15 protein-coding genes are annotated in these 15,951 nt (G+C 72.2%); 6 read left to right on the top strand and 9 right to left on the bottom strand.

Annotated features, from left to right (window positions below; genetic code table 11):
- Positions 1 to 6 precede the first annotated feature (6 nt).
- Together AB0E88_RS08875 and AB0E88_RS08870 are read right to left on the bottom strand one after the other, a co-directional pair.
- Positions 7 to 747, bottom strand: a complete 741-nt coding sequence (locus AB0E88_RS08875; RefSeq protein WP_361626157.1) for an ABC transporter ATP-binding protein — start codon at positions 745 to 747, stop codon at positions 7 to 9.
- Positions 720 to 1,595, bottom strand: a complete 876-nt coding sequence (locus tag AB0E88_RS08870; protein WP_361626154.1) for an ABC transporter permease — start codon at positions 1,593 to 1,595, stop codon at positions 720 to 722. The genes AB0E88_RS08875 and AB0E88_RS08870 overlap by 28 nt, the downstream gene beginning before the upstream one ends.
- Positions 1,596 to 1,909: 314 nt before the next feature.
- Here AB0E88_RS08870 and AB0E88_RS08865 point away from each other — a divergent pair, with 314 nt between their 5' ends.
- Entirely contained in the window at positions 1,910 to 2,332 is a 423-nt protein-coding gene (locus AB0E88_RS08865) for a secondary thiamine-phosphate synthase enzyme YjbQ (RefSeq protein ID WP_361626151.1), read from the top strand.
- A gap of 161 nt (positions 2,333 to 2,493) precedes the next feature.
- Positions 2,494 to 3,819: a glycoside hydrolase family 3 N-terminal domain-containing protein gene (locus AB0E88_RS08860; protein ID WP_361626148.1), complete on the top strand. Its 1,326-nt coding sequence runs from the start codon at positions 2,494 to 2,496 to the stop codon at positions 3,817 to 3,819.
- A 145-nt stretch (positions 3,820 to 3,964) separates the two neighbouring features.
- Here AB0E88_RS08860 and AB0E88_RS08855 read toward each other — a convergent pair whose 3' ends face one another.
- From AB0E88_RS08855 to AB0E88_RS08845, 3 genes are all read right to left on the bottom strand, one after another.
- Positions 3,965 to 4,666 (bottom strand): triacylglycerol lipase, encoded by a 702-nt coding sequence (locus tag AB0E88_RS08855; RefSeq protein ID WP_361626145.1) that lies wholly within the window; start codon positions 4,664 to 4,666, stop codon positions 3,965 to 3,967.
- Positions 4,667 to 4,851: 185 nt separating this feature from the next.
- Positions 4,852 to 5,055 (bottom strand): cold-shock protein, encoded by a 204-nt coding sequence (locus AB0E88_RS08850; protein ID WP_361626142.1) that lies wholly within the window; start codon positions 5,053 to 5,055, stop codon positions 4,852 to 4,854.
- A 179-nt stretch (positions 5,056 to 5,234) separates the two neighbouring features.
- Complete coding sequence (locus AB0E88_RS08845) at positions 5,235 to 5,834, bottom strand: TetR/AcrR family transcriptional regulator (protein WP_361626139.1); 600 nt, start codon at positions 5,832 to 5,834, stop codon at positions 5,235 to 5,237.
- Positions 5,835 to 6,149: 315 nt separating this feature from the next.
- Between AB0E88_RS08845 and AB0E88_RS08840 the strand changes: the two genes are divergently transcribed.
- Genes AB0E88_RS08840 through AB0E88_RS08825 form a run of 4 tightly spaced genes read left to right on the top strand, consistent with a single transcriptional unit; the run spans position 6,150 to position 11,134 of the window.
- Positions 6,150 to 6,737 (top strand): 2Fe-2S iron-sulfur cluster-binding protein, encoded by a 588-nt coding sequence (locus AB0E88_RS08840; protein WP_361626136.1) that lies wholly within the window; start codon positions 6,150 to 6,152, stop codon positions 6,735 to 6,737.
- A complete protein-coding gene (locus tag AB0E88_RS08835; protein WP_361626133.1) occupies positions 6,734 to 7,726 on the top strand; it encodes a xanthine dehydrogenase family protein subunit M in 993 nt (330 codons plus the stop codon). The genes AB0E88_RS08840 and AB0E88_RS08835 overlap by 4 nt, the downstream gene beginning before the upstream one ends.
- A complete protein-coding gene (locus AB0E88_RS08830; protein ID WP_361626130.1) occupies positions 7,723 to 9,849 on the top strand; it encodes a xanthine dehydrogenase family protein molybdopterin-binding subunit in 2,127 nt (708 codons plus the stop codon). The genes AB0E88_RS08835 and AB0E88_RS08830 overlap by 4 nt, the downstream gene beginning before the upstream one ends.
- Positions 9,842 to 11,134 carry an XdhC/CoxI family protein gene (locus tag AB0E88_RS08825; RefSeq protein ID WP_361626127.1) on the top strand — a complete coding sequence of 431 codons (1,293 nt, stop codon included), beginning with the start codon at positions 9,842 to 9,844 and terminating at the stop codon, positions 11,132 to 11,134. Before AB0E88_RS08830 ends, AB0E88_RS08825 begins: the two co-directional genes overlap by 8 nt.
- 89 nt (positions 11,135 to 11,223) lie before the next feature.
- Here the strand turns inward: AB0E88_RS08825 and AB0E88_RS08820 are convergent, their stop codons facing one another.
- The 4 genes from AB0E88_RS08820 to AB0E88_RS08805 form a co-directional block, all read right to left on the bottom strand.
- Positions 11,224 to 12,741 (bottom strand): glycoside hydrolase family 3 protein, encoded by a 1,518-nt coding sequence (locus tag AB0E88_RS08820; protein WP_361626124.1) that lies wholly within the window; start codon positions 12,739 to 12,741, stop codon positions 11,224 to 11,226.
- 6 nt (positions 12,742 to 12,747) lie between these two features.
- Positions 12,748 to 13,578, bottom strand: a complete 831-nt coding sequence (locus tag AB0E88_RS08815) for a carbohydrate ABC transporter permease (RefSeq protein WP_361626121.1) — start codon at positions 13,576 to 13,578, stop codon at positions 12,748 to 12,750.
- A complete protein-coding gene (locus AB0E88_RS08810) occupies positions 13,575 to 14,570 on the bottom strand; it encodes a sugar ABC transporter permease (protein ID WP_361626725.1) in 996 nt (331 codons plus the stop codon). Before AB0E88_RS08810 ends, AB0E88_RS08815 begins: the two co-directional genes overlap by 4 nt.
- Positions 14,571 to 14,657: 87 nt before the next feature.
- Positions 14,658 to 15,932 carry an extracellular solute-binding protein gene (locus tag AB0E88_RS08805; protein ID WP_361626118.1) on the bottom strand — a complete coding sequence of 425 codons (1,275 nt, stop codon included), beginning with the start codon at positions 15,930 to 15,932 and terminating at the stop codon, positions 14,658 to 14,660.
- Between the last annotated feature and the right edge of the window lie 19 nt (positions 15,933 to 15,951).

Raw genomic sequence — 15,951 nt, 5'->3', positions numbered from 1 at the left:
CGTGGTTCAGGCGGCTTCGGCGGCGGTGTCGACGCCGAGTCGTTCCAGGAGCGCGGCGCGCAGTTCGGCGAAGCGCGGGTCGGTGATGTCACGGGGACGGTCGAGACCGATGCGGTGCTCGTGCGCGATGACACCGTCGTCCATGACCAGGACGCGGTCGGCCAGCAGGACCGCCTCCTCGACATCGTGCGTGACGAGCAGCACCGCGCAGCCGCGCCGCTGCCACAACTCGCCGACCAGGCGCTGGGCCTTGATGCGGGTCAGCGCGTCGAGCGCGCCGAAGGGCTCGTCCAGCAGCAGCAGATCGGGCTCGCGCACCAGGGCGCGGGCGAGCGAGGCGCGCTGGGCCTCGCCTCCGGAGAGCGTCTTGGGCCAGGCGTCCGAGCGATGGCCGAGGCCGACCTCCTCCAGCGCCTTGTCCGCCAGCGCCCGTTCGGGCTTGCCCGGCAGTCCGAGCAGGACGTTGCGCCACACCTTCTTCCACGGCATCAGCCGGGGCGCCTGGAAGGCGACGGCCTTGCGGCGCGGCACCAGCACGGTGCCCTCGATGTCGCGGTCGAGGCCGGCGAGGATGCGCAGCAGGGTGGACTTGCCGCAGCCGCTGCGCCCGAGCAGGGCGACGAACTCGCCGGGGGCCACATCCAGACGCAGGTCGTCGATGACCTTGCGGCCGTCGAAGGAGCGGGTGAGCCCCTCGACGCGGATCGCCGAGCGCGCGGTCAGCGGCCCGTGAACGTCGGTCGCCATTGCAGCAGCAGCCTTTCGAGGGAACGGATGACGAAGTCGGCGAGCAGGCCGAGGAAGGCGTAGACGACGAGGCAGACCACGATCACGTCGGTGCGCAGGAAGTCGCGCGCCTGCACCATCAGGAACCCGATGCCGGAGTCGGCGTTGACCTGCTCGGCGAAGACCAGGGCGAGCCAGGCGATGCCGAGGGAGTAGCGCAGTCCGGTCATCGCCCCGGGCAGCGCGCCCGGCAGCACCACATGCCGCACGAGCCCCCGGCGCGAGAGGCCGAGGGACTCACCGGCTTCGATCAGCTGGGCGTCCACCCCGCGGATCCCGGCGTACACGTTGAGGTAGAGCGGGAAGGTCACGCCCAGCGTGATGATCGCGATCTTCGGGGCCTCGCCGATGCCGAACCAGATGATGAACAACGGGATGAGACCGACGAACGGCACGGTCCGCAGCATCTGCACCGGCGCGTCGACGAGGTCCTCGCCGATCCGGAACAGCCCGGAGAGCAGGGCGAGTCCGGTACCGACGACCGCGCCGAGCAGCAGTCCGGCGGCGACGCGCTGGAGGGACGTCCCCATCGCCGAGGGAAGCGAGCCGTCGGCGACCAGATCCCGGCCGACCTGCGCGATGCGCCCCGGGGAGGCGAGCACGTCGGCGGGCAACGCGCCCGTCGCGCTGGCCAGTTGCCAGAGCGCCAGCAGCAGGAGCGGTCCGGCGGTGCGGCGCAGCCAGCGGGGCACTCGGGTGCGCCGGGAGGAGGAGGGGACGAGGGGGACGAGGTCGAGTGGGGCTGAGTCGACGGATATGCCGGAAATATCCGTTTCTACAGAGCTGGGTGGGGCATGGCTGATGCTCATGGGTGCTCCAGGGCAGGCAGCGGTGAGGCGGCAGGGAGGTGTGCGCGGGCGCGCCTGACTCGGCGCTCCGCTTCAGCGGAGCGTCAGGCGGTGGCGAGGTGAGAAGGCGTCAGCAGCCGCGGCGACACGCGGCGGAGGCCACCCGCAGCAGGTCGATGTGACCGCGCGTGGTGAGCAGGGCTGTACGCAACATGCGCACGAACGTATCCAGCCGGCATGCCGAGGTCAACGGGCGTCTCGCCGACTGGACGGCGGTTCCATCAGGCGGGCGGTTCATTCGGCATGAAAGCGCGGCGATGGGTGAGGATGACCCCATGTCCGATGCCTTCACCACCCGAGTGCTGAACGTGTCCTCCGGTTCCCGGGAGGCCGTCGTCGACCTCACCGGCGACTGCGAGTCCTTCCTGCGCGAGGCGGCCGCCGGCCGCGACGGCCTGCTCAACGTGTTCGTGCCGCACGCGACGGCCGGGATCGCCGTGATCGAGACGGGCGCCGGCAGCGACGACGACCTCCTCGCCGCGCTGCACACTCTGCTGCCCGCCGACGACCGCTGGCAGCACCGCCACGGCAGCCCCGGCCACGGCCGCGACCACGTCCTGCCGGCCCTCGTTCCGCCCCACGCCACGCTCCCCGTCGTCGCCGGCCGGCTGGAGCTGGGCACCTGGCAGTCGGTGTGCCTGGTCGACACGAACAAGGACAACCCGCACCGGCAGGTGCGGTTGTCGTTCCTGGGGTAGACACCCGCCGGGGGGCGAACGCACCCCCGGCAGCGTACGGTGTGACGGAGGCAGCAAGCCGGGCTCGCCGTGTGGAAGCGGCTGCGCAGCCCCGGCCGGAGGCGGCGACGCAGCACGCGGCCGGAGGCGGCCCGGACTGGTCCAGGCCGGGAGACGAAAACATGACACTACGCGTCCGGCAGCGGCCCACGGGCCGCCGCGGCACAGCCCTGCGCACCGGAGTTTCGCTGGTCACCCTGGCGCTCGCCGTCACAGGCTGTGGTGCGTCGTCCACACCCGGGGCGAGAGCCGACTCCCCCCGGTCCGTCACCTCCGGTCCGGGCACACCCGCCCCGACCGGCGTCAGCCCGGCGCCCAGCCGTACCGGCACCGGTACGCCCCCGTCCACGCCGAGAGAGGCGCCGTCGGCCTCCGCGGCGCCGTCGGCGTCCGCCCCGGCCTGCACCGACCGCTACCTGTCCGCCATGACCGCGGCGCAGAAGGCCGGACAGCTCCTCATGGGGGGCATCCCCGCCACCGGCGCCGACCAGGCCCAGCTGGCCACGCTCCGGGCCAACCACGTGGGCTCCGTCATGCTGACCGGCCGCAGCACCGCGGGTACGACGGCCACCAGAAAGCTCGTCGACGGTCTCCGGGGCCAGGCGGACCGGGTCGCCGGCCGGCAGGTCGGCCTCCTGGTCTCGACCGACCAGGAAGGCGGCCAGGTGCAGGTGCTCAAGGGCCCCGGTTTCTCCGCCATGCCGAGCGGCCTGACCCAAGGCAGTTGGCCGACGGGAACGCTGCGTACGCAGGCCGCCGTGTGGGCCGGGCAGCTCAAGGCCGCCGGTGTGGACCTGAATCTGGCCCCGGTCGCCGACGTGGTCCCGGCATCCCTGGGCACCCGTAACATCCCCATCGGCTCCTTCCACCGGGAGTACGGCCACACCGCGGACACCGTGACCACCCACACCGGCGCCTTCGCCGCCGGTTTCGCGCAGTCCGGCGTCCTGATCACGCTCAAGCACTTCCCGGGCCTGGGCCGGGTGATCGGGAACACCGACACCACCGCCCATGTCGTGGACTCCGTGACGACCAGCACCAGTTCGAGCCTCACGCCCTTCCGGGCGGGGATCCGGGCCGGGGCACCCTTCGTGATGATCTCGTCGGCCATCTACAGCAGGATCGACCCGGGGCACCTGGCGGCCTTCTCGCCGACGGTCATCGGTCACCTGCTGCGCGGCCAACTGGGCTTCAAGGGCGTGGTCATCTCGGACGACCTCGGGAACGCGGTCGCGGTCCGCTCGTTCACGCCCGGTCAGCGGGCCGTGAACTTCGTCGAGGCCGGGGGAGACATGGTCCTCACGGTGCGGCCGAGCACCGTGCCCCCGATGGCGCAGGCCCTCCAGGCCCGTATGCGGCAGGACGCCTCGTTCCGGGCCAAGGTCGACGCCGCCGTACGCCGGATCCTGGACGCCAAGCGCAAGGCGGGCCTGCTCGACTGCCGTTGAGGGGGGTGACGCGGGCAGCGGGGTCTGCTCGACTGCCGTCGAGGCGGCCTGCGCCGGCGGTTGGCCGTCCGTACTGCCGCGGAGCGAGAGCTCGGGGGACGGGAGGGCGGAAGGTGCCCGCGGGCGCCTTCCGCCCCGCCTGCCGTCAGGAGTTGATCATGTCCCTGATCTGGGCGTAGACGGTGGCGTCCGAGAGCAGGCCGGTGTGGCTCAGGCAGGCCGTCCGGGTGTTGGTCGCTCCGGAGAGGGCGACGGAGCTGTCGGGGTTGATCACGGTGTCGCAGGGCGACCACCAGGTCGCGTACCGGGGGGAGCCCGGAGTCTCGTCGCCGGCGTTCAGGGCGGCGAGGAAGTCGGAGCCGGCGCGCATCTCGGTGCAGGACGGGTCGAAGCAGGTGTTCGCGCTGTCGGTGCCGTGGTTGGGGCCGCCCAGGGACACCCAGGCGTCGACCTTGCCGGTCCCGCCGAAGTTCTTCAGGTAGGAACGGGAGGACAGCCCGCCCATGGAGTGGCTGACGATGTCCACCTTCGTGGCGCCGGTGGCCGCGAGCAGCCGGTCGACCTCGGCGGAGAGCTGCTGGGCGGTCGTGGTGTTCGACTGGTGCCAGTCGTAGGTCCACTGGTCGAGGTAGGAGGACGGCCAGCCGTCGGCGCGGAAGCGGCCGGCCATGGTGTTCCAGTTGCTGCCGTCCCCGGTGTAGCCGTGCACGAAGAGGACGGGGTTGCTGCCGGCGGAGGTGAAGGTGGAGGCGGTCGACGCCTGGGCGGGGACGGCGGTCATCGCGGCGAGCAGAGCGACGACGGCGGCCAGGGCGGCGGTCACGAACGGTCTGTTCGCGGCGGTCATGAACGGTCTGTTCACTGGGGGGCCTCACAGGAGCGGTATGGGGAGGGGTACCGGTGTGAGGGGGTGGCGGCGCGAGCCTACTGGTCGGTAACCGCCGGGGGTCAAGAGGCGTGCACGAGGTTTCGCGCCGGTACGCCGAAGGGCCCGCACCCGGAGTGGGTGCGGGCCCTTCAAAGGCGTGGGCGTCAGGCCGGGAGGATGTTCTCCGCCTGCGGGCCCTTCTGGCCCTGCGTGACCTCGAAGGTCACCCGCTGGCCTTCCTGGAGCTCACGGAAGCCCTGGGTGGCGATGTTCGAGTAGTGCGCGAACACGTCCGGGCCGCCGCCGTCCTGCTGGATGAAGCCGAAGCCCTTTTCCGAGTTGAACCACTTCACGGTGCCGCTGGCCATGTTTTTCTCCTCTGCATGGGGTGTGACGGGCGCCCCCGCACCGTGCGGAGGACCCGGTCGCCGCAATGACCCCATCCGGAGAAATCCGGACACCGGAGAGACCCCGGCAACACAACGCGCCTGAAGGTCACAGACCGTCAGGCGCGCACAAAGTCATGGGTACCAAAACTGCAACGCATTCAGCCTAGCACAGATGTCCCGGGAGCCCCGGAACGCAGTCCGTCCATGACGAGGTCCAGCAGGCGGGCGGCGCGGGCCCGGCCGTCCTCGTCGGGCCCCACCTGCCACAGCCCGGCGATGGCGAGCAGGAAGTCGTCCGAGCTCACCCCGGGGCGGATGGTGCCGGCCCGCTCGCCGGCGCGCAGCAGGCGCTCGGCCGCCTCGGCCAGGGCGGTGGGAGCCGGCTTCTGCGGGGCGCCCGGCGCGCCGGCGGCCTGGCGCAGGGCGTCCGCGAGGCCCGCCTTGGTCATCGCGAACCGGGCCAGACGGTCCATCCAGACGCGCAGCGCCCGCTCCGGGGCATGGTCGCGCAGCAGCTCGTCCGCGCTGTCGGCGACCTGCCGCATCTCGTGCCGGTAGACCTCCAGGACGAGCGCCTCCCGGCTCGGGAAGTTGCGGTAGAAGGTGCCCTGTCCGACGCCCGCCTCCTTGGCGATCCGGCTCAACGGGGCGTCGGCGTCGCGGGTGAGTTCGGCCAGGGCGACCTGCAGGATGCGCTCGCGGTTGCGCTGGGCGTCGGAGCGGCGGGGCGCGCCGGGCGCCTCCTTGTTCGGCTGCACTGGTCCTCCTCACGGGTCCGGGGCGCGAACCCGGCCTTGCTAAGCGGACAGCTGTCCGTTAGGTTCGGATGGTCTAGTGGACAGCTGTCCGGTTAGCGCCACCGTCACCATAGCGCCTGCCTGCACCGACGTCTCCTCAGCCCGCTCCGTCGACCGCCCTCCCGCCGCCGCTCGCGACCCGCTCCGACGCTCCCGCGCCACCTCTCGGAAACCGCTTCTCACGGAAATCGCCTCCACGGAAACCGCTTCCCGGGAAGGACTGTGCCCCCTCCCCGGTGAGGCCCCCGCCTGCTCTTCGTGAAAGAAGGCTCGACCATGGCCACAGCCCCGTCGCCCACCCACAGCGACGTCACCCTGCACATCAACGGCGAGAAGCACACGCTGTCCGTCGATCACCGCACCACCCTGCTCGACGCCCTGCGCGAGCGCCTGGATCTCACCGGCACGAAGAAGGGCTGCGACCAGGGACAGTGCGGCGCCTGCACCGTCCTGGTCGACGGGCGGCGCACCGTGGCCTGCCTGCAGCTCGCGGTGGCGGCCCAGGGCCGGGAGATCACCACGATCGAGGGGCTGGCCGACGGCGAGCACCTGCACCCCGTCCAGCAGGCCTTCCTCGACCTCGACGGCTACCAGTGCGGCTACTGCACCCCCGGCCAGATCTGCTCCGCCGTCGCGATGATCGACGAGCACGCCCGCGGCTGGCCCAGTGCCGCCACCGGCGACATACGGCCCGAAGCGGGACCGCCACCGCTCACGCCCGAGGAGATCCGCGAGCGGATGAGCGGCAACCTGTGCCGCTGCGCGGCCTACGTCTCCATCGTCCAGGCGATCACCCGCGCCGCGCAGGAACAGTCCACAGGTGACCGGGAGCAGTCCACCGGTGACGAGGAGGCGGCGGCATGAAGGAGTTCGGCTACCAGCGCGCCGCGGACGTCGCCGGCGCCGTCGCCCTGCTCGGCACCGACCCCGACGCCCGCTACCTCGGCGGCGGTACCAATCTCGTCGACCTGATGAAGACCGGCGTCGAACGCCCCGGCCGTCTCGTCGACATCCGCGAACTCCCTCTGGACGACGTCGAGTCGACGCCCGGAGGCGGCCTGCGCATCGGCGCCACCGTCACCAACAGCGACCTCGCCGCCCACCCCGAGGTGCGCAGCCGCTACCCGGCCCTCGCCCAGGCCGTGCTGGCCGGCGCCTCCGGGCAGCTGCGCAACATGGCGACGGTCGGCGGGAACCTCCTCCAGCGCACCCGCTGCGCCTACTTCACCGACGTCACCCAGCCGTGCAACAAGCGCCTTCCCGGCAGCGGCTGTCCCGCCCGCACCGGTGAGCACCGCAACCACGCCGTCCTGGGCGCCTCCGAGCACTGCGTCGCCGTCCACCCCTCGGACATGGCCGTGGCCCTGGCCGCCTTCGACGCCGTCGTGTCCTACACCACCGCCGACGGACCGGGCGAGATCCCGCTCGCCGACCTCTACCTGCCCGTCGGCGACACCCCGCACCGCGAGACCGCGCTGCCTCCCGGCGCGCTGATCACCGCCGTCACCCTGCCGCCCGCGCCGGTCGCCGCCCACTCCCGCTACCGCAAGGTGCGTGAACGGGCCTCGTACGCCTTCGCGATCGGTTCGATCGCCGCCGCGCTCGACGTCCGCGACGGCGTCGTGCACGACGTACGCATCGCCCTCGGCGCCGTCGCCCCCCGGCCCTGGCGGGCCCGCACCGCCGAACGCGCGCTGATCGACGCTCCCGCCGGCCCCGACGCCTTCGCCGCGGCCGCCGACGCCGAACTGGCCGCGGCCGCTCCGCTGCCCGACAACGGATACAAGGTGACCCTCATGCGCAACCTCGTGGTGGCGGTGCTCGCCGAACTCGCCGAGGAGACCGCCCGATGACCACGACCACCCCCGCCACCACCCCGCGGTCCGTCGGCACCGCCCACACCCGCGTCGAGGGCCGCGCCAAGGTCACCGGCGCGGCCCGCTACGCCGGCGAGATCCCCTTCGCCGACCTCGCCCACGGCTGGCTGGTCACCTCGTCCGTCGCGCGGGGCCGTATCACCTCGATCGACACCGGCCCCGTGCTGGCGATGCCCGGCGTGCTCACCGTCCTGCACCACGGCAACGCCGCGCGCCTGGACACCGAGTACACCGGCCTGCTCGGCACTCCGGACCGCACGTCCGCGCTCTTCCAGCACGACCGTGTGCCCCATCTGGGCTGGCCGGTCGCGCTCGTCGTCGCCGAGACCTCCGAGCAGGCCAGGGAAGCCGCCGAAGCACTCGTCGTGCACTACGAACAGCAGCCGCACGACGTCGATTTCACGCACGCGGGCGCCGACGCCTACGGCCCGCAGGCCCACACGCCCGCCGAGAAGGGCGACCTCGCCGCCGAACTCGCCGCCTCCGAGGCGGTCGTGGACGCCGAGTACACCACCCCCGAAGAGCACCACGCGATGATGGAGCCGCACGCGGCGACCGCGCACTGGGACGGTGGCCGGCTCGAGATCGTCGACTCCAACCAGGGCACCATGTGGGTCGCGCACGAACTCGCGCTGCTCTTCTCCCTCGACCCCGCCTCGGTGCACGTCCGCTCCGAGCATGTCGGCGGCGGCTTCGGCAGCAAGGGGGTGCGCGCCCACCAGGTGGCCGCCGCGCTCGCCGCCACCGCCCTCCACCGTCCCGTACGCGTCGTCCTGACCAGGCGTCAGATGTTCTCGCTGGCCGGCTACCGCAGCCCGACCCGGCAGCGGGTCCGGCTCGGCGCCGGCCCGGACGGGCGGCTGCGCGCCCTGGAGCACAGCTGCCTCAGCGTCACCTCGACGGTGCACGAGTTCGTCGAGCCCGGCGCCGGACCGTCCCGGGTGATGTACGACGCCGACGCCCACCACACGGCCAACCGGATCGTACGGCTCGACGTGCCGACCCCGACCTGGATGCGCGCGCCCGGCGAGGCACCCGGCTCGTTCGCCCTGGAGTCGGCGTTCGACGAGCTCGCCGAACAACTCGGCCTCGATCCTGTCGAGTTGCGGGTGCGCAACGAACCCGAGGCCGGACCCGTGTCCGGGCTGCCGTTCGCGAGCCGCCACCTGATCGCCTGCTTCGAGGAAGGCGCCCGCCGGTTCGGCTGGGCCGACCGCGACCCGCGCCCCGGCCTGCGCCGCGAGGGACGCTGGCTGCTCGGCACCGGCACGGCGGCCGCCTCCTTCCCGGCCGGGTCCGCCCCCTCCACGGCGGCCGTGACCGCCGAGGCCGACGGCACCTTCACCGTGCGGATCAACGCCGCCGACATCGGCACCGGCGCCCGCACGGCACTGACCCTGATCGCCGCCGACGCCCTCGAGGCGACGCCGGACCGGGTGAGGGTGCTCATCGGCGACAGCGACCTCGGGCGGGCGTGGATCGCCGGCGGGTCCATGGGCACCCGCTCCTGGGCGTGGGCGGTCACCGCGGCGGCCGCCGAACTGCGCGAACGGCTCGCCCTCGGCACCGGCGTCCCGCCGGAGGGCATCACCGCGCGCGCCGACACCACCGACGCCGTCGGCGCCCTCACACCGAGCGAACGGCACTCCTTCGGCGCCCAGTTCGCCGAGGTCGCCGTGGACGTCACCACGGGCGAGGTGCGCGTGCGGCGCATGCTCGGCATCTTCTCCGCCGGCCGGATCGTCAATCCGCTCACCGCGCGCAACCAGCTCGTCGGCGGCATGATCTGGGGCCTGTCCATGGCCCTGCACGAGGAGGCCGCCCGCGACCGGGCCTCGGGCGGGGTCGTCGGCGCGGACCTCGCCGGCTACCACGTCGCCACCCACGCCGACGTTCCCCTGGTCGAGGCCGACTGGATCGAGGACGTCGACCCCGACGACCCCGTCGGCATCCGCGGCGTCGGCGAGATCGGCATCGTCGGAGCGGCGGCCGCGGTCGCCAACGCCGTCTGGCACGCCACCGGCGTGCGCCAGCGCCATCTGCCGATCCGGCCCGACCGCGTCATCCAGGTCATCCAGGGAGAGGGGTCGCGTGCTTGACATCGCCGCCGAGCTGCACCGCTGGGCCGAGGAGGGCCGCGACTTCGCCGTCGCCACGGTCGTCGCCGTGGGCGGCAGCGCCCCGCGCGGCCCCGGCGCGGCGCTGGCGGTCGACGGCGACGGCACCGTGATCGGGTCGGTCTCCGGTGGCTGTGTCGAAGGCGCGGTGTACGAGCTGTGCGTGCAGGCGCTGGCCGACGGCCGAAGCGTCCTCGAACGCTTCGGATACGACGACGAGGACGCCTTCGCCGTCGGGCTGACCTGTGGCGGCGTGATCGACGTCCTGGTCACACCGGTCCGCGCGCGGGACGCGGACCGGGCGGCGCTGGGACCGGCGCTCGCCGCCGCCGGACGCGGTGAGCCGGTCGCCCTGGCCCGGGTCGCCCGCGGCCCGGCCGACCTGCTCGGCCACGCCCTGCTGGTCCACGGCGACGGCACGGCCCGCGGCACCCTCGGCGGCCACCCGGAACTGGACCGTACGGCGGCCGCGCAGGCCCACGCCCTGCTGGAGGCCGGCCGGACCGGCACCGTCGAGCTCGCCGAGGACGGGACGCACTGCCCGGGCGGGCTCACCCTGCTCGTCGAGTCGACCGTGCCGCCGCCCCGGATGATCGTCTTCGGTGCGGTCGACTTCGCCGCCGCCCTGGTCAGGGTCGGCAAGTTCCTCGGCTATCACGTCACCGTGTGCGACGCCCGCCCGGTCTTCGCCACCGCGGCCCGGTTCCCCGATGCCGACGAGGTCGTCGTCGACTGGCCGCACCGCTATCTGCAGTCCACCCGCACCGATCCGCGTACGGTGCTGTGCGTGCTCACCCACGACGCCCGGTTCGACGTACCTCTGCTGACCGTGGCGTTGCGGATGCCGGTCGCGTTCGTCGGTGCGATGGGCTCGCGCCGAACCCACGACGACCGCGAACGGCGGCTGCGGGAGGCCGGGTTGGGCGACCGGGAACTGGCCCGGCTGCGTTCCCCGATCGGCCTCGACCTCGGCGCCCGTACGCCCGAGGAGACCGCGCTGTCCATCGCCGCGGAGATCGTCGCCGCGCGCCGCGGCGGCACGGGGGTACCGCTGACGGCGACCGACGCACCGATCCACCGCACGAGCGCGCCGGACGGCCGGCCGTCTCAGGCGAGCGCGCCGGACGACCGGCCGTCTCCGGCGAGCGCGCCGGACCACCGAACGGGCCGAACGGGCGCGCCCGACGACCGAACGAGCCGAACGGGCGCGCCGGACGAGCGGTTGCCCCCGGTGAGCGCGTCGGACGGCCGTACGGCGGCGGCCTGAGCGCTCCGCCGCCGTACGGCCGTGCTGTCGGGGCGGGGACGGGGGCCGTTGCCGCCCGCCCCCGCCCTGTTCCGTTCGCGGGCGGCCGGTCAGGCCCCGGTGATCCGTTCCGCCGCCGCGATCGCGCACACCCGGGCCGCGCCGTGGGTGGCGAGGTGCACGGCGCCGCGCGGGGCCGCCTGGGCGACGCCCATCTCGACCACGATCGTGTCGGGGCGGGCGGCGAGCAGGGTGTCCAGGGCGGACCCCATCCACGCGTGCCGGTGCTCGTCGCGCACCACGGCCACCGGCCGCCGGCCCCGCGCCGCGGCGAGCGCCGCCTCGCCGGCGCCGTCACCGGTGAACACACCGGTCGCGGTGCCGGGCAGCAGGCGGGCCAGCTCGGCGCCCACACCCCACGGTGTCTCGTCGCCGACGGCGATGTTGGGCGTCGGGCTGAACGTCGCCACGTACACCGGCTCGGTCACCGGGCCCGCATCGGCCGCACCCCGCGTCACGGTCACCGCGCGGCGGGCGGCGCTGAGTCCGATCTCCGCGTCGGACGCCTCGCCCGGATCCGTCTCGCGGGCCGCCTTCGCGGTCCACCCGGCCAGCTCCCGCACCCGGGCGGCCGCGTCGGCCAGCCGCTCCTCGGGCAGCTCGCCGGAGCGGACGGCGGCGACCAGCGCGTCCCGCAGCCGCAGCACGATGTCCTCGTCGCACAGCCCGCCCCCGACGCAGATCGCGTCCGCGCCCGCCGCGAGAGCCAGGACGGTGCCCCGCTCGATGCCGTACGTCCCCGAGATGGCGCGCATCTCCATGCCGTCGGTGACGATCAGGCCCCGGTAGCCGAGTTCGCCGCGCAGCAGGTCGGTCAGGATCGGCCGGGAGAGGGTGGCCGGGTGCTCCGGGTCCAGGGCGGGCACCAGGATGTGGGCGCTCATCACCGCGCGCGTGCCTGCCGCGATCGCCGCCCGGAAGGGCGCCAGTTCCCGGGCGTGCAGCGTGTCCGCGCCGACGTCGATGCGCGGCAGGGCGAGGTGTGAGTCGACACCGGTGTCGCCGTGGCCGGGGAAGTGCTTGGTGCACGCCGCGACGCCCACCGACTGCAGGCCCTCGACGTAGGCCGCGGTGTGCCGGGACACCAGGTCGGGGTCGGCGCCGAAGGAGCGCACGCCGATCACCGGGTTGTCGGGGTTGGCGTTGACGTCGGCGGACGGCGCCCAGTTGAAGGTGACCCCGCACGCGGCGAGCCGGCGGCCGAGCTCGCGGGCCACGCGCCGGGTCAGTTCGGTGTCGTCGACCGCGCCGAGGGCGTTGTTGCCGGGGAAGGAGGAGCCGGTGTGCACCTCCAGACGGGTGACGTCGCCGCTCTCCTCGTCGATCGCGACCAGCACGTCGTCGCGCTCCGCCCGCAGCTGCGCGGTCAGCTCGCGGACCTGCTCGGCGGTCGTGACGTTACGGCCGAACAGGCCGACGGAGACCAGGCCCTCGCCGAGCCGGCGGCGCACCCAGTCCGGCGCGCTGGTGCCGGCGAAGCCCGGTTGCAGCACGGCGAGCGCGTCCCGGGTGAGGGCGTCGCCCGCGGCGGAACCGCTGCCGGACGCGGTGCTGGTGAATGTCGTCATCGGGCGTTATCCCTTCACGGCGCCGTCGGTGAGGCCGCTGACGGCCTTGCGCTGCAGGAAGACGAAGAGGACCAGGATCGGGAGGGCGAACAGGGTCGAGGCGGCCATCGTGGCGCCCCAGTCGTCACCGAAGGCGGTACGGAACTGGGAGATCCACAGCGGGAGCGTCTGCTTCTCGATGCTCTTGTTGAGGATCAGGACCAGCGGGAACTCGTTCCAGGCGGTGATGAAGCCGAACAGCGAGGTGGCCATCAGGCCGGGGGCGAGGAGCGGGAAGATCACCTTGACGAAGGCCTGGGCGCGGGTGCAGCCGTCGACCATCGCGGACTCCTCCAGCTCCTTCGGTACGGCGGCGACATAGCCGCGCAGCGTCAGGATCGTGAACGGCAGCACCATCATCATGTAGAAGACGGTGAGCGGCACGAGGCTGTCGAGCATGTCGCTGTCACGGACCAGCATGTAGTTGGCGATGATCATGACTTCCCAGGGCGCCATCTGGGCCAGCATGAAGGTCACGACGAACACCCCGCGCCCCTTGAACCGCATCCGCGCAAGGGCGAACGACGCGAACAGGGCGATGACCAGCGACATCAGCACCGCGAGCACAGTCACGGTGACGGAGTTGCGCACCAGCGTCCAGAAGTGGTCGGCGTGCACCGCCTTGTCGAAGTGCGCGAACGTGATGTCGGTGGGGAACCACACCGGGTCCTCGGCGATGATGTCGCCGGTCGGCTTCAGGGCCGTGGCGAACATCCAGTAGACGGGGAACGCGAAGGCCACGAAGAGGATGACGGCGGTCGCGTTGGGCCAGATCCGGCCGAAGATCGAGCGCTTCACAGCTCGTCCTCCTCTTGCTTGAGCACCATGCGCAGGTAGTACGAGGTGAGGGCGAGCAGGACCAGGACGGTCAGGAACGAGATGGCGGCGCCCATGCCGAAGTGCTGGTTGCCGACGCCCTCGACGAACGCGTAGACCGGCAGGGTCTCGGTGAGCCGGTCGGGGCCGCCCTCGTTCATCGCGAAGACCTGCGGGAACGCCTTGAAGACCCAGATGACCTCGAGGAAGGTCGTGGAGTAGAGGAAGGGCCGCAGGAAGGGGAACGTCACCGAGGTGAAGCTCTTCCAGGAGCCGGCGCCGTCCAGGGAGGCCGCCTCGTACAGTTCGCGCGGGATGGTGGTCGTGGCGGCGTAGAGGTTGATCGCCACGAACGGGATGGACTGCCACACGATCAGCAGCGTGATCACGGAGAACGTCGAGAACTGCGTGCCGAGCCAGTTGTAGTCGGCCATGCTGTGCCAGCCGAGCTTGTCCAGCACCCAGTTGACGACACCGAAGCGCTGGGCGAACAGCCACTGGTAGACGGTGGTCGCGGCGATGACGGGCATCGCCCAGGCGAGCACCAGGCCGAGCAGGAGGAGCAGCCGCATCTTCCTGCCGAGCCGGGCGAGCAGCAGGCCGGTCAGGGTGCCCAGCAGCATGATCAGTGCGACGTTGGCGAGCGTGAACAGGACCGAGCGTTTGACGACCCGCCAGAAGTCCGAACCGGTCAGCACGTCCCGGTAGTTGTCGATGCCGTTCCACTCGGTCAGGTGGAGGATCAGCTGGCGCGGGTTGAGGTTCTGGAACGACAGCATGCCGTTCTTGACCAGGGGCACGCCGAGCAGGATCAGGGTGGCGAGCAGCGCGGGCAGCAGGAGCAGATAGGGGGCGGCCTTCCGCCGGCCGCGTGCGGGTGCGGTGGTGGTGCGTGCCCCGTCGCGCGGGGGCGAGGGAGCCTGGACCTTGCGGACACCGGGCCCCCCGGCCGTGTCCGTGCCTTCGGTCTGCACTGGCATGGCTTGCCGTCTCTTCCGTGGCCGTACGAGCAACACAAGCGGAGCCGGGGGCGGCGCGGTGGCCGCCCCCGTCACCGTCCGTCAGTTCTTCTGTCCCAGACGCTTGTTGATCTCGGACTCGACGTCCTTGGCCGCGTCCGCGGGCGCCTTGCCGTTCAGCACCGCCGTCATGTAGCTCTTGATCGGGTTCGGGGTGTTCTCCACCGCCGCCCACTCCGGGATCAGCGGCGTGGTGCCACCGGCCGCGGCGGCCGGCGCTGCGGCCTCGGCGACGGCGTTGCCCTGCAGGTTGCTCTCCAGGGACTGCTTGTTCGGCACGATGCCGTTGAGCTTGGCCAGCTCGCCCTCGAACTTGTCCGACAGGGCGACCTTCAGGAACTCCTTGGCCAGCGACTGCTTCTTGCTGCCCGCGGCGACCGCGAAGTTGGAGCCGCCGAGGAAGACGCTCTCGGGCTTGCCCGCACTGGCGCCGGGGATGGTGAAGTAGCCGAGGTCCTTCTCGATGGCCTTGTTGGCCGTGACCGCGGTGCCGGCCTCCCAGCCCATGCCGATGAACGCCCCGGTCTTGCCCTTGGCGAACACCTCGGCCTGCTGCGGGGTGGCCTCGTCCTTGTCCTTGGGGGCCTTGGAGTAGGAGGCGTACTTCTTGTAGATCTCCATGGCCGCGGAGACCTTCGGGTCGCCGAGGTTGGAGACGTACTTGTCGCCGTCCTTCTTCACCAGATCGGCGCCCTGACCGATGATCAGGCCGTCGAGGAAGTACCAGTTCTGGCCGGGCATGTAGATCGGCTCGGCGTCGGTCTTCTTGCCGATGGTCTCCAGGTCCTTGAAGAACTCGTCCCGCGTCTTGGGCGTGTCCTTGATGCCGGCCTGCGCCCAGATCTTCTTGTTGTAGATGACGATGCGGTTCGCGAAGTACCAGGGGGCGGCGTACTGCTTGCCCTCATACACGGAGGAGGCGGACACGGACGGAGTCCAGTCGGCGCCGATCTCCTGCTTCAGGTCGCCGAGTTCGGCGAGACCGCCGGTGGCGGCGTAGGCCGGGGTCTGGGTGTTGCCGACCTCGATCACGTCCGGCGGGTTGGACTCCGACAGAGCGGTGGTGATCTTCTGCTGGATCCCGTCCCACTTCTGGATCTCGAACTTGACCTTGGCGCCGGTCTTCGCCTCGAACGCCGCCTGCACGTCCTTGGTCCACTGGGCCGGGGCCGAGCCGTCCATCGTCCACACGACCAGCGTCTGGCCCTTGGAGCTGTCCTGCCCGGTGTCCTTGCCGTCGTCGCTGTCGCCCCCGCACGCCGCGATGGACATCATCATGCCCGCGATACCGATCGCGGCAACCAGCTTGCGCTTCACGCCACCCCTCCTAAGGAAT

Source organism: Streptomyces sp. NPDC028635 (assembly GCF_040637635.1).
Lineage (GTDB): Bacteria > Actinomycetota > Actinomycetes > Streptomycetales > Streptomycetaceae > Streptomyces.
This window is presented reverse-complemented; position numbering and strand designations above follow the sequence as displayed.